We start from the raw sequence: 13,440 nt of genomic DNA on the forward strand, positions 1-13,440 counted from the left end.
GGAAGGGCCGGGGCGCATGTCGCCCCGGCCCTTCCGCATCCCCGCCCGGGCCGGCCGCCCCTGCAGGGCGGGATAACGGTTTGGGTCTGTCGGACCCGAGGCCTAGAGTTCTCGTCCGTGACGCAGACGAACGGGGCGCCGGTGATCCGGGCCCGGGGCTTGAGGAAGACCTACGGCGACTTCACTGCCGTGGACGGCATCGACTTCGAGGTCGAGCCGGGAGAGAGCTTCGGGCTGCTGGGCCCCAACGGGGCCGGCAAGTCCACCACGATGCGGATGATCGGCGGCACGCTGGACCGGTCCGGCGGCCAGCTCCAGGTCCTGGGGCTGGACCCTGGCACCCATGGACCGGAGGTCCGTGCCCACCTGGGCGTCGTCCCGCAGCAGGACAACCTGGACGAGGAGCTGCGCGTCCGGGAGAACATCATCATGTACGGCCGCTACTTCGGCCTGCCGCGTTCCTACCTGGTGCCCAAGGCGGAGGAGCTGCTGGAGTTCGCCCAGCTGCAGGCCAAGGCCAAAGAGAAGGTTGGCAACCTCTCCGGCGGGATGAAACGCCGGCTCACCATCGCCCGCGGGCTGGTCAACGAGCCCCGCATCCTGCTCTTGGACGAGCCCACCACCGGTCTGGACCCGCAGGCGCGGCATACCCTCTGGGACCGGCTCTTTCGGCTCAAGGAGGCCGGCACCACCCTGGTGGTGACCACTCACTTCATGGACGAGGCCGAGCAGCTGTGCGATCGGCTCATCGTCGTCGACCACGGCGCGATCATGGCGCAGGGCTCGCCCCGCGAGCTGATCCGCGACTACTCCACCCGCGAGGTGGTCGAGGTCCGCTTCGGCTCCGAACGCAACGCCCAGGTCGTCGACCGGCTGGAGGGTGTGGGCGAGCGCAACGAGGTGCTCCCCGACCGGATCCTGATCTACACCAAGGACGGAGAGGCCGCACTCGAGGAGATCGGCCGCCGCGACCTGCACCCGGTGACCTCGCTGGTCCGGCGCAGCTCGCTGGAGGATGTCTTCCTCCGGCTGACCGGGAGGTCGCTCGTTGACTGAGCACCCACCCACTGAACCCACCGCCCCGGACGCAGCGGCGGCCACCACCCCCGAGCCCGACGCCACCACGCTCGCGTACTCCGGGCGCATCCCGCCGCATACCCAGATGGCCGAGCACGCCCGCCGGTTCGGCTGGTGGTACTACGCCGAGACCTACCTGCGGGGCATGCGCGCGTATGCCGTGCCGATCACCTTCTACGCGATCGGCCAGCCGCTGCTTTACCTGGTCGCCATGGGCATCGGGCTCGCGGCGCTGGTCAGCGGCGGCGTGGGCACGGTCGACGACGTCGACTACCTCACCTTCGTCGCGCCCGCGCTGCTCGTCTCGACCGTGGTGATGTCGGTCAGCGGCGAGATGACCTATCCGGTGATGAGCGGGTTCAAGTGGCAACGGCTCTACTACGGGCCCGCCGCCAGCCCGGTGTCACCTGGACAGATCGCCGTCGGGCACTTCACCGCGGTCGCCATCCGGTTCACCCTTCAGTCGTTGGTCTTCTGGGCGGTCATGCAGGCCTTCGGCGCCTCCACCCAGGTGCTCACCTCGATGCTCCTCGTGCCGATCGGGGTGCTCTCGGCCATGGCGTTCGGCGCGCTGCTGCAGGCCTATGCCGCCACGGTCAAGGACGAGGGCTTCCAGTTCGCGTTCGTGCAGCGGTTCGTCGTCATGCCGATGTTCCTCTTCGCAGGCACGTTCTTCCCGCTGACGGTGATGCCGCTCTACCTGCAGTGGATCGGCTGGATCAGCCCGGTCTGGCACGGCACGCAGCTGGCCCGGGTCGCGTCCTACGGCGCTGAGGTCGAGCCGTGGCTGATGGCCGTGCACCTGGTCTTCCTGCTGGCCTGCATCGTCGGCGGCCTGCTGGCCGGGGTCCGCGTCTACCGGCGGAGGTTGGGCGCGTGAGCACGCAGCAGACCCCGACGACGGGGGAGGCGGGAGCGCACGCCGGACGGACGCAGCGCATGCCTGCCGGCCTGGCCTCGTTGTCCTCCGGCAACGTGCGGGCCGTCCTGGAGCGGGGCTTCACCGTCATCCGCAACCAGAACTGGATGATTCTGGTCTCCGGTTTCTTCGAGCCGGTCTTCTACCTGCTCGCGATGGGCGTGGGCATGGGGATGCTCGTCGGCCAGGTCGAAGGGCCGGGCGGCGCGCCGATCACCTACGCCGCCTACATCGCCCCGGCGCTGCTGGCGACCTCGGCGATGAACGGCGCAATCTACGACTCGACCTGGAACGTCTTCTTCAAGCTGCGCTTCGCCAAGCTCTACCAGGCGATGCTGCAGACCTCGCTGGGCCCGCTGGACGTGGCGCTGGGCGAGATCTTCATGGCGCTCTTTCGTGGCTTCATCTACGCCCTGGGCTTCCTCGGGGTGCTCGCGGCGATGGGGCTGGTCACCTCGTGGTGGGCACTGGCGATGGTGCCCGTCGCGGTGCTGATCGCCTTCGGCTTCGCGGCCCTGGGGATGGCGGTCACCAGCTATCTGACCAGCTTCCAGCAGATGGACCTCATCAACTTTCTCATGCTGCCGATGTTTCTCTTCTCGGCCACCCTCTACCCCATCACCGTCTATCCCGAGGCGGTCCAGTGGCTGGTCATGGCGATGCCGTTGTGGCATGGCGTGGAGCTGATGCGCCAGCTGTCGGTCGGCCATCTGACCGGGGCCACGCTGGTGCACGTCGGCTACTTCCTGGGCATGACCGTCGTGGGTCTGTGGCTGACCACGGTCCGCCTGCGGGCCCTCTTCCTGCGGTAGCGCCGCGGGCCGGGTCATGGCCCATCCGTTCGCCCGCCGACGACTTTCGTAGGCTGGGGGACGTGAGCAGCCTGCTGGACCCCGAGTCCGCCGACCTGACCCTGCTCCAGGACCGCCAGGTGGCGGTGCTGGGGTATGACGCGATGGCGGCGGCGCACGCGCTGAACCTGCGGGACAGCGGGGTGGACGTGCGGGTCGGCATCGACCCGGACAGCCGGGCCGCGGCCCGGGCCGAGCTCGACGGACTGATGGTGCTGACCCCCACGCAGGCTCTCGACGCCAGCGATATCGTCCTGGTCGCCCCGGAGAACGGTGTGGTCCCTGGCCTGTCCGACCAGGACCTGCGGGTCCTCCTCGCCGGGCACACCGAGCCCGGTGACATGGTCATCGTCACCGGCGCCACCGCCCCGCCGCCGGTGCCCGACGGGGTCGATCTGGTGATGCTGGCCGCTGTGGGGGACGGGGACCGGGTGCGCGAGGAGTACCTCGACGGTCGCGGCTGCCCGGCCCTGGTCGCGGTGGCCCAGGACCAGTCCGGGGCGGCCTGGGCGACCCTGACGGCCTACGCCGCGGCCATGGGGTCGCTGCGTTCGGGCGCTGTCATCACCACCCTCGAGCATCACGCGCTGGCCCAGGAGCACGCCGAGCGCCGAGTTCATCTGCCGCTGCTCCGGTCCCTGACCGATGCCTTCGACGAGCTGGTGGCGAAGGGCGTCGAGGAGGAGGTCGCCTACCTGGCCGTCGTGCACGACCTCAAGACCCGCGTGGACCAGATCTACGTCGCCGGGCTGGCCGCCCAGCACGGACCCGACGGGCGTCCGGGCGAGGAGCTCCGGGAAGGTGCCCGCTCCCGTCGGGAGGCAGCCCGGGCGGCGCACCCGCTGGAGCGCGTCGGCCAGCGGGTCCGGGCGATGATGAGCTGGATCCGCTGACCGGCAGGCCGTCCGACAGCCACCTCCTGGCCGAGTCACCGCAGGCCCCGCCTGACCCCGTGCGCGTGACGGCGACACCCGTGAGGTGCAGCATGACGTGGACGGTAACCTGACCCCCATGACCCAGACGTCGTCGCCCACGCCCTTCCAGATCAGTCTGCGCAGCGACCGCACCAGCGCCGACGAGATCTCCCAGTTGCTGGAAAGCCCAGGGTTCGGCTCCTTGTTCACCGAGCACATGGTGCTGGTGGAGTGGGACCGCGAGCAGGGCTGGCACGGCGCGCGCCTGATGCCCTACGGGCCGCTCCCGTTGGAGCCCTCCGCGGCGGTCTTTCACTACGCCCAGGAGATCTTCGAGGGGATGAAGGCCTACCGGCACGACGACGGCTCGGTCTGGACCTTCCGTCCCGAGCGCAACGCGGAGCGGTTCAACTCCTCGGCCCGCCGGATGGCGATGCCTGAGCTGCCGCCGACCATCTTCCTGGACGCGATCCGGGCGTTGGTCGAGGTCGACCAGGGCTGGGTGCCGCCGGCCGGCACGGGGGAGACCTCGCTCTACCTGCGCCCGTTCATGATCGCCACCGAGGAGGCGCTGGGTGTCCGCCCCTCCAACCGTTATCTGTTCACCGTGATCGCCTCCCCGGCCGGGTCCTACTTCAGCGGCGGGCTCACGCCGGTCAGCCTCTGGGTCAGCGACCAGTACGTCCGCGCCGCCCCGGGCGGGACCGGCTTCGCCAAGACCGGTGGCAACTACGCCGCGTCCCTGGCGAGCCAGGCCGAGGGTATCCAGCACGGCTGCGACCAGGTGGTCTTCCTCGACGCGGTCGAGCACCGGTATGTCGAGGAGCTGGGCGGGATGAACCTGTTCTTCCTCTACGCCGACGGCCGGGTGGTCACCCCGGAGCTGTCCGGCACCATCCTGCCGGGGGTCACCCGCGCCTCCCTCCTGGACCTGGCCCGCGAACGCGGCCTCGTCGTGGAGGAGCGCCGGTTCAGCATCGACGAGTGGCGCGAGGGCGTGGCTTCCGGTGAGATCACCGAGGTCTTCGCCTGCGGCACCGCCGCGGTCATCACCCCCGTCGGCAAGCTGGCCTGGAACGGTGGCGAGCTGGACATGCCGCAGGAGCACACGCTGACCATGGAGCTGCGCCAAGAGCTGCTCGACATCCAGTACGGCCGCGCCGAGGACCGGCACGGCTGGCTCTACCAGCTGGTCTGACCAACGACCGTCTGGGCCGGGTCCGCCGCCGGGATGCCGGGCGGGTCGGACAACGCGGTGTCCCCGGCGCCGACGACCGTCTCCAGCACGTCCAGCAGCTCGCGCCGCAGGGCGTTGCTGCGCACGGTGAACGCGCGCTGCGCCTCGACATACTCCGCCTTGCCCTGCGGCGTCTCGATCCGCACCGGCTGGTAGCCGAGCTCGCGCAGGTCGTAGGGGGCGGCGCGCATGTCCAGCTCACGGATGTCGCGGGCGAGCGCGAAGGCGCGCAGGGTCAGTTCGCTCGGCACCAGCGGGCTGAGCTTGTAGGACCACTTGTAGAGGTCCATCCCGGCGTGTAGGCAGCCTGGCTGCTCCGTCGCGGTCTGGCCCTCACGGGTGGGCGCCAGCGTGTTGCGTGGGGCGGCCTGCGGGGTGAAGAAGCGGTAGGCGTCGAAGTGCGAGCAGGCGACCTGGTGGGACTCCACGACCTCGTCGGTGCCCTCGGCCCCCAGGCGCAGCGGCCAGCTCTGGTGCCGGAGCTGCTCCTCATCGGCGCGGTAGACCATCGCCCACTCGTGCAGCCCGAAGCAGCCGAACCGGCCGGGGCGGGACAGGGTCCCCCGCAGCAGGTCCCGGACGAAGTCGACGGCCCCACGCCGCCGGGTCAGCACCGCGGCCACGTCCACGTATGCGGTGCCGTCTGCGGGGGACACGGCATACCCGCTCCAGCCGGCCCGCTCGCTGGCGCCCTCGAGCGCCAGACCGGGGCCGGGGTGCCAGCGGGAGAGCTGGGCGGGGCGCAGGGAGTAGTACTCCCAGAGGAAGTCGTCGACGGGGTGCGTGCGGCCCTCGACCCGGCGGGCGAGGCGGTCGGCGGCCAGCTGCTCCACGGCAGCGGCGTGCTGCTCGGCGCGGGGGCGCCACTCGGACTGAAGAAGGACCTGCACGACGTCCCAGCGTAGGTGCTTTCAGCACCGCCGGTTCGAACGCCCACGCCCACGCTCACTCGGCCGCCGGTGCAGGGGCCTTGGTTGGCGCACCGGAAGGCCCGGCGGCAGACTGGGCCCCATGACAGCAGCCCAGAGCCTGATCAGCGAGGAGTTGCGCGCGCAGCTTGAGGCCGACTATCGGCACCTGCACGCCCACCCGGAGCTGTCGATGCAGGAGCACCGCACGGCGGGCTTCATCGAAGGGCGGCTGAGCGAGTTGGGAGTGGAGCACTTCCGTTGCGGGGGAACGGGTGTCGTGGCAGTGCTTCGGAACGGGGACGGCCCTACGCTCGCCTACCGGGCCGACACCGACGGGCTGCCGATCGCCGAGGAGACCGGCCTGGAGTGGAGCAGCGAGGCGACCGGAAGGCTGCCGGACGGGACGGAGGTCCCGGTCATGCACGGGTGCGGTCACGACACCCACGTCGCGGTCGCGCTGGCCCTGACCCGCGCGCTGCTCGAGCACCGGGACGAGTGGGCGGGGACGGTCGTGCTGGTCTTCCAGCCGGGCGAGGAGACCGCGGCCGGCGCCGCGGCGATGGTGGCGGACGGGCTGTGGGACCGCGCGCCGCGCGCAGAGGCGGTCTACGGCCAGCACGTGATGGCGCACCTGGCCGGCACCATCAGGCTGCCGGTCGGCACCGCGATGGCGATGGCCGACTCGTGGCAGATCACCCTGCGCGGCCGCCAGGCGCACGGCTCCCAGCCGCACAACTCCATCGACCCGATCGTGCTCGGCTCGCACCTGGTGACCCGGCTGCAGTCCGTCGTCTCCCGCACCGTGAACCCCCGCGACGTGGCCGTGGTCACCGTCGGCACCTTTCACGCCGGCACCAAGGAGAACATCATCCCCCAGACCGCCGTGCTGGGCCTGAACATGCGGGCCTTCACAGACCAGGTCCGCGACACCGTGCTGGCCGGGATCCGGCGCACCGTGGAGGGGGAGGTGCTCGCGTCCGGTGCGCCGGAGGCGCAGATCGAAGAGCTCTACCGCTTCCCCGCTTGCGTCAACGACCCGGAGGAGAGCGAGCGGGTGCTGCAGGTGCTGCGCGCGGAGCTGGGCGAGGACCAGGTGAAGGTCGTCGAGCCGGTGACCGGCAGCGAGGACGTCGGGGTGCTGGCCAGCGCGATCGGGGCGCCGCTCGTCTACTGGTTCAACGGCGGGCACCCGCGGGAGGTGCTCGAAGGTGACCAACCCGTGCCGGGCAATCACAGCCCGCACTTCGCCCCCGTCGCCCAGCCGACGCTGGACACCGGGCTGCGGGCTGCGCTGGCGGTGCTGCTGAGCCGGGTCGGGCACTGAGAGGAGACACCAGCCGCTGGCCAGATCCCTGGGCACGGACAATGGTCGACCGCAGGGGATATCTCCACGTTCGCAGCCAGTGACCCTGCATGGGCAGTTCCTCCTGCCTCGCCGCGGAGCGGGTCATCCGCCCTCGGCGGCAGCGCCTACCCTTGAGCCTATGCGTATCTGCCGATTCACCACCGGTGACGACCCGCGGTTCGGTCTTGTGGACGGGGCCGGTGAGAAGATCGCCGAGATCACCGGGGACCCCCTCTACAGCCGCATCGAGCTGACCGGGCACACCCATCAGGTCGACGACGTCCGACTGCTCGCCCCCGTCATACCGCGCAGCAAGGTGGTGGCGGTCGGGCGCAACTACGCTGACCACGCCCGGGAGATGGGCAACGGCCTCCCGACCCAGCCGATGCTCTTCCTCATCCCCAACACCTCGGTGTGCGGTCCCGGTGACCCGGTCGTCATCCCCTCCTTCGTGTCCGAGGTGTCGTACGAAGTCGAGCTGGCCGTGGTCATCGGCCGGATGTGCAAGGACGTCGCCGTCGAGGACGCCCCGGGCGTGATCTTCGGCTACACCGTCGCCAACGACGTCACCGCGCGAGACCTGCAGCGCGGTGACGGGCAGTGGGCGCGGGCCAAGGGCATGGACACCTTCACCCCGCTCGGGCCCTGGATCGAGACCGACCTGGATGTCGCCGACGTGCGGCTGACCAGCTTCGTCGACGGCGAGCCCCGCCAGGACGGCACCACTGCGGACATGGTCTTCGGCATCGGCGAGATCGTCGCCCACGCGTCGGCGGCGTTCACCCTCCTCCCTGGTGACATCCTGCTCACCGGGACTCCGGCCGGGGTCGGCCCGATCACCGCGGGCCAGCGCTGCGAGGTGGCGGCCGAGGGCATCGGCTCGCTGAGCAACCCGTTCGTGGCGGCCGAGCCTGCGGGCGCCGACCCGGTTGTCGACGAGGGCTGAGCAGGCCGTGCCCCAGTCCCCGATCGGGGTCTTTGACTCCGGCTTCGGCGGGCTCACGGTGGCCCGGGAGATCCTCGACCAGCTCCCGCAGGAGTCGGTGCTCTACCTCGGTGACACCGCCCGCACCCCCTACGGACCGCGGCCGATCGCGGAGGTGCGCCAACTGGCTCTGGAGTGCCTGGACCGGCTCGTCGACCACGGCGTGAAGGCGCTCGTCATCGCCTGCAACAGCGCCTCCGCGGCGGTCCTCGCCGACGCGCGGGAGCGGTATGCCGTGCCGGTCGTGGAGGTCATCCGGCCGGCCGTGCGCCGCGCAGTGGCGGTGACCCGGTCCGGACGGATCGGAGTGATCTGCACGCAGGCCACCCACCAGTCCCGTGCCTACGTCGACTCCTTCGTCGCCGCCCCGCCCCACGTCGAGGTGTTCTCCCAGCCCTGCCCCCGCTTCGTGGAGCTGGTCGAGGCCGGCATCACCAGCGGGCCCGAGGTGCTCCAGGTCGCCCGGGACTACCTCGCCCCCCTGCACGAGCAGGAGATCGACACCCTCATCCTGGGCTGCACGCACTACCCCCTGCTGGCCTCGGCGCTGCAGTACGTCCTGGGGGAGCAGGTCTCGCTCGTCTCCTCAGCCGCCGCCACAGCCGCCGACCTCTACCGGGTGCTCACCGAGAGAGGGCTGCTGGCCCCCCGCCACAACAAGCCGGCGCACCAGTGGCTGACGACCGGCGACCCGCACGGCTTCACCTTCCTGGCCAGGCGCTTCCTGGGCCCCGAGGTCGAGCAGGTGCACCAGGCGTTCGTGGGGCGGGCCGAGGAGCGGGTCTGACGTCGGTGGCGCCGGGTCGCCGCGAGCAGCTCCACGAGGATGAGTCGGACTACGCAACCCTGTCCCACACCACTTCACCGTCGCTGGTCAACCGAGCGCCTTCGCTCACCGGGTGGTCGGTGAGCCGGCCGTCGTGCATGAGGTGGCGGACCTCGACGTCATACCGGAGCGTGGCGACATCGGCGACGATCCGGCGGTGGCACCGCCACCAGACCGTCTCGCTGCACATGATGACCGTGCGCCGCGCTGCCGCGTCGGCGAGGAGTTGCTCCATGGCCGCGGCGAACGGTGGGGTGCGGGTCCCGGCGGCGTAGGCACGGAACTGGTCGACCCGCCACCAGGGGTCCGGGCTCTGCGCGTCATCCTCGGCGGTCAGCCGGCGGCGCCCGCCGAGCCGCTCGTCCCACCGGTAGCCGACGCCGCGCGCCGGGAGCCACTCCTGGAGCGCCTCCTGGCGCGAGTCCGGGTTGTGCCGGCTGGCGGGGAAGCGGCGGACGTCGACGAGATGCTCCACCCCGGCCCGCGTCAGCAGGTCACCGAGGCCGTGGCGGTCCAGCGTGCCGTGCCCCACGGTCAGCACAGTGGATTGCTCTGGCATGCCGCCATGCTAGGGACGGGGATGCCGTGTGTCGTCGCGATGCGCTGACGTGGGTCGCGCAGTCCTGCACGGGCCTGCGGGTGTTTGGCACGATGGATGGATGGACCTCACCATCGTCGGCTGCAGCGGGTCCGTCCCCGGCCCGGACAGCCCCGCCAGCTGTTACCTGGTCACCGCCGCCGACGGGGATCGGCTCTGGCGCGTGTTGCTCGACCTCGGCTCAGGGGCGTTCGGGGCGCTGCAACGCCACACCGATCCAGACTCCCTCGACGCGGTGGTCCTGTCCCACCTGCACCCCGACCACTGCCTGGACCTCACCGCGCTCAAGGTCTGGCGCAGCCACGGGCCCGGCGGGCCCGGCGCCGACCTGCGCGTCTACGGGCCGGCAGGGACGGCCGAGCGGATGGCCCGGGCCTACGGCGTGGACAAGCCCTCGCCGATGACCGGGATGACCTTCCGCACCCTCGCGGACGGGCAGTCCTTCACCGTCGGGCCGTTCAGCATCACGCCCCACCGGGTGCGGCATCCCGTCCCCACCTTCGGGCTGCGGGTGGAGGCGGACGGCGCCGTGCTCGCCTACACGGGAGACACGGACACCTGCCCTGGGCTCGTGCCGCTGATGGCCGGTGCGGACATGGTGCTGGCCGAGGCCGCCTTCGTCGAGGGCCGGGACGAGGCGCGGGGCCTGCACCTGACCGGACGCCGCGCTGCGGAGGCCGTGGTCGAGGCCGGACAGCAGGGCGGGCAGGGACCGGTCGGCCGGTTACTGCTCACCCACCTGCCGCCCTGGACCCCGCCGGAGGTCGTGCTCGGCGAGGCGCGGGACGTCTGGGACGGCGCGACAGACGTAGTGCGGCCGGGTGCGACCTACCGGATCGGGCCAGGGAGAGGGACGGTCGGAGCCGCCTCGGGGGTGTGACCGCGCACACCCCCCGCCCCGGCCATCAGCACCGTCGCCACCCGTCGGTGCCACACTGAGTCGATGACCGGGACGGCACGGGTGTCGTGGGCGCAGGCGCTGTCGTGGCGGCTGTCGCGTCACCTGCTGGACCCCGTCGGCGCCGAGCCGCCGGCTGGCGTGGTGCGCCGTCTCGGCGCCGTGCTCTCGATGGACGAGGGGCTGGCCGAGCTCGCGGTGCGCACCCGGAGCATGACCGACCCGCCCGGCGGGCTCGCGGCCGCGCTGGCGACGGGGGAGGTGATCAAGGCCTTCGCGTTCCGGGGTGCTGTCCACTACCTCTCGCCGGAGGAAGGCGGGATCTACCTTGCCGTGCGTGCGGCGGGTCGGCAGTGGGAGCTGCGCAGCTGGGTCGAGCACTACCGGCTCACTGCGGCCCAGTGGCCGCACTTCCGGGCCGCGGTGCGGGAGGCGGTGGCAGACGGGCCGTTGACCGTGACCGAGCTCGGTGAGGTGGTCGCTCGGCACTCTGACTACCGGCACCTCCGGCCGGTCTTCGAGGAGGGTGCGGGGACCCTGATCAAGCCGCTGACCTGGCAGGGCGACGTCAGCATCGGACCCCCGCGCGGGGGCCGTCTCACCCTGCAACGGCTCGACACCAACCCGCGCTGGGGCGGCATCACCGACCTGGACGTCGCCGGCCCCGGGGCGATCACCGCCTACCTCCGCACCTATGGCCCGGCCACCCTCGACCACGTGCACTACTGGCTCGGGGACGGCCTCAGCGCAGGTCGGCGACGGCTGGTCGCCTGGTGGGGCAGCCTGGCCGACCGCCTGGTCGAGGTCGACGTCGAGGGGACCAGGGCGTATGTGGTGCGGGAGCACCTCGACGCGCTGGTGGCGGCGCGACCGTCGGAGGCGGTCCGGTTCCTGCCCGGCCACGACCAGTGGGTCATCGGGCCCGGGACCCAGGAGACCTCCATCACCCCGGCGTCGCGACGGCAGCTGATGACCCGCAAGGCCAACCCGGTCCTCCTCGGTGGAGTGGTGCGTGGGACCTGGGTGCGCAAGCAGGACCAGCTCACGGTGCACTGGCTGGACGATGGACCCCCACCCAGGGATGAGTTGCGCCAGGAGGCAGGCCGGTTGGCCAAGCTCCTCGGAGCAGACCTGCAGGTGGACGTGGTCGTCGGGGACCGGTGACGTCGTGCTGCGAGGCGACGGCTGAACCGGGCAACGTCCAGGCTGGGGGTGGACACTGCAGCATGGACACCCGCACCGTGCGCCGCGCTAGCGACCTTCGTGGTGCGGGGCTGACCGGCATCGCCGCCGGGGCGGTCACCCTCGGCACCGCCGAGCTGCTGGCCGCAGCCTGGTCCGGGCCGCTCGCCAGCGCGGGCACACCCTCGCCGCTGCTGGCCGTGGGCGCCGCCTTTGTGGACCGCACGCCTGCCTGGCTCAAGGACTGGGCAATCGCGATCTTCGGGACCGCGGACAAGATCGCGCTCGGGGTGGGTATGGCGCTCGTCCTGTCCGTGGTCTGTGCCGCCGTGGGCCTGCTGGCAACCCGGCGCAAGGACCTGGCGCAGGTCCTTTTCCTGGCGGTGGCTGCCCTGGGGGTGGCAGCGGTGCTGAGCCGGCCGGACAGCGGACTGCTGGACGCGGTGCCGACCGTGGTGGGCGCAGCCGTCGGCACCTGGCTGCTGGGGCGGCTGAGCGACCAGGGCCGGGCGGCTCAGGCCGGTCCAGTGCCGCCCCTCGCCCATCCCCGGCGTGCCGCAGCGCATCCCGGAGCGCATCCCGGAGCGCATCCCGCAGCCGTCGAGCCCATGCCGGTCGGTGCACCGCGCCGGGAGGTGCTCCGCACGGCGGGCGGCCTCACCGCCCTCGGGCTGGTCGGGGTGGCGATCGGCACCAGTGGCAGCGGCCTGCTCAGGACGGCTGGCCCGGCGACCCCGGCGATGCCGTTGCCCCGACCGATCCGCACGGTGGGCGTCCCGGACGTTGCGGGCAGCAGCACACCGGGGCACACGGCATACCTGACCCCGAACGACGCCTTCTACCGCATCGACACCGCACTGCGGGTGCCGCGGGTGAACCCTGAGACCTGGACGCTGCGGGTGACCGGCCTGGTGGAGCGGGAGATCGAGATGAGCTATGCCGACCTGTTGGCGGAGCAGCACGTCGAGGCGCTGGTCACCCTCACCTGCGTGAGCAACGAGGTGGGTGGCGACCTCGTCGGCAACGCCCGCTGGCAGGGCTGGCCCGTGCGTGACCTGCTCGCGCGCGCCGGGGTGGCTCCCGAGGCCGACATGGTGCTCTCCCGCAGCGTCGACGGGTGGACGGCCGGCACGCCGTTGGAGGCGCTGACCGACGATCGCGACGCCCTCCTGGCGGTGGCCATGAACGGTGAGCCGCTGCCGGCCAGGCACGGATACCCCGTCCGACTGGTCGTGCCCGGACTCTACGGCTACGTCTCGGCGACCAAGTGGGTGACCGAGCTCAAGGTGACCCGGTTCGATGCCGACGAAGGCTACTGGACGCCCCGCGGCTGGTCGGCTCTCGGGCCGATCAAGACGGCCTCGCGGATCGACGTGCCCCGGACCGGTGCTCGGGTCGTGGCCGGGGAGGTGGTCGTCGCCGGTGTCGCCTGGGCCCAGCTCCGCGGCGTGGATCAGGTGCAGGTGCAGGTCGACGACGGTCCGTGGCAGGTGGCCGAGCTGCTGGCCGAGCCGTCGGTGGACGCCTGGCGGCTGTGGCGCTGGACGTGGCCCGACGCGACACCGGGCCGGCACCGGCTCCGGGTGCGGGCCACGGACGCTACGGGAGAGGTGCAGACGGACCTCGTCGCCCGGCCCGCACCGGACGGGGCCAGCGGGTGGCACGAGGTCAGCGTCCGCGTCACCTGACCGGGTGGG

The 13,440-nt window shown here is 71.8% G+C and carries 13 protein-coding genes; 11 read left to right on the plus strand and 2 right to left on the minus strand.

Annotated features, from left to right (window positions below; all coding sequences use genetic code 11):
• Positions 1–117: 117 nt before the first annotated feature.
• From FY030_RS03250 to FY030_RS03270, 5 genes are all read left to right on the plus strand, one after another.
• On the plus strand, positions 118–1,056 hold the full coding sequence (locus tag FY030_RS03250; protein ID WP_158060264.1) for an ABC transporter ATP-binding protein: 939 nt from the start codon (positions 118–120) through the stop codon (positions 1,054–1,056).
• On the plus strand, positions 1,049–1,957 hold the full coding sequence (locus FY030_RS03255; protein WP_238348526.1) for an ABC transporter permease: 909 nt from the start codon (positions 1,049–1,051) through the stop codon (positions 1,955–1,957). Before FY030_RS03250 ends, FY030_RS03255 begins: the two co-directional genes overlap by 8 nt.
• A gap of 59 nt (positions 1,958–2,016) precedes the next feature.
• The gene (locus FY030_RS03260) at positions 2,017–2,808 is read left to right on the plus strand and encodes an ABC transporter permease (RefSeq protein WP_158062603.1); all 792 of its coding nucleotides are present in this window, start codon (positions 2,017–2,019) and stop codon (positions 2,806–2,808) included.
• 62 nt (positions 2,809–2,870) lie between these two features.
• The gene (locus FY030_RS03265) at positions 2,871–3,740 is read left to right on the plus strand and encodes a ketol-acid reductoisomerase (RefSeq protein ID WP_158060265.1); all 870 of its coding nucleotides are present in this window, start codon (positions 2,871–2,873) and stop codon (positions 3,738–3,740) included.
• 118 nt (positions 3,741–3,858) lie between these two features.
• Positions 3,859–4,959 (plus strand): branched-chain amino acid aminotransferase, encoded by a 1,101-nt coding sequence (locus tag FY030_RS03270; protein WP_158060266.1) that lies wholly within the window; start codon positions 3,859–3,861, stop codon positions 4,957–4,959.
• Here FY030_RS03270 and FY030_RS03275 read toward each other — a convergent pair.
• A complete protein-coding gene (locus FY030_RS03275) occupies positions 4,944–5,888 on the minus strand; it encodes a 3-methyladenine DNA glycosylase (protein WP_238348527.1) in 945 nt (314 codons plus the stop codon). The two genes, FY030_RS03270 and FY030_RS03275, sit on opposite strands and share 16 nt — an antisense overlap.
• Before the next feature lie 121 nt (positions 5,889–6,009).
• Between FY030_RS03275 and FY030_RS03280 the strand changes: the two genes are divergently transcribed.
• The 3 genes from FY030_RS03280 (at position 6,010) to murI (ending at position 9,026) form a co-directional block, all read left to right on the plus strand.
• Entirely contained in the window at positions 6,010–7,233 is a 1,224-nt protein-coding gene (locus FY030_RS03280) for an amidohydrolase (protein ID WP_158060267.1), read from the plus strand.
• Between the two features lie 160 nt (positions 7,234–7,393).
• Complete coding sequence (locus FY030_RS03285; RefSeq protein WP_158060268.1) at positions 7,394–8,200, plus strand: fumarylacetoacetate hydrolase family protein; 807 nt, start codon at positions 7,394–7,396, stop codon at positions 8,198–8,200.
• Positions 8,201–8,207: 7 nt separating this feature from the next.
• Positions 8,208–9,026, plus strand: a complete 819-nt coding sequence (gene murI / locus FY030_RS03290) for a glutamate racemase (RefSeq protein WP_158060269.1) — start codon at positions 8,208–8,210, stop codon at positions 9,024–9,026.
• Positions 9,027–9,075: 49 nt separating this feature from the next.
• Here murI and FY030_RS03295 read toward each other — a convergent pair whose 3' ends face one another.
• Positions 9,076–9,624 (minus strand): DUF488 domain-containing protein, encoded by a 549-nt coding sequence (locus FY030_RS03295; RefSeq protein WP_158060270.1) that lies wholly within the window; start codon positions 9,622–9,624, stop codon positions 9,076–9,078.
• Positions 9,625–9,724: 100 nt separating this feature from the next.
• Here FY030_RS03295 and FY030_RS03300 point away from each other — a divergent pair, with 100 nt between their 5' ends.
• The 3 genes from FY030_RS03300 (at position 9,725) to FY030_RS03310 (ending at position 13,431) form a co-directional block, all read left to right on the plus strand.
• Complete coding sequence (locus FY030_RS03300) at positions 9,725–10,543, plus strand: MBL fold metallo-hydrolase (protein WP_158060271.1); 819 nt, start codon at positions 9,725–9,727, stop codon at positions 10,541–10,543.
• A 63-nt stretch (positions 10,544–10,606) separates the two neighbouring features.
• A complete protein-coding gene (locus tag FY030_RS03305) occupies positions 10,607–11,725 on the plus strand; it encodes a DNA glycosylase AlkZ-like family protein (RefSeq protein ID WP_158060272.1) in 1,119 nt (372 codons plus the stop codon).
• Between the two features lie 62 nt (positions 11,726–11,787).
• Positions 11,788–13,431 (plus strand): molybdopterin-dependent oxidoreductase, encoded by a 1,644-nt coding sequence (locus FY030_RS03310; protein WP_158060273.1) that lies wholly within the window; start codon positions 11,788–11,790, stop codon positions 13,429–13,431.
• The last annotated feature ends 9 nt before the right edge of the window (positions 13,432–13,440 follow it).

It is taken from the genome of Ornithinimicrobium pratense (assembly GCF_008843165.1).
Lineage (GTDB): Bacteria > Actinomycetota > Actinomycetes > Actinomycetales > Dermatophilaceae > Ornithinicoccus > Ornithinicoccus pratensis.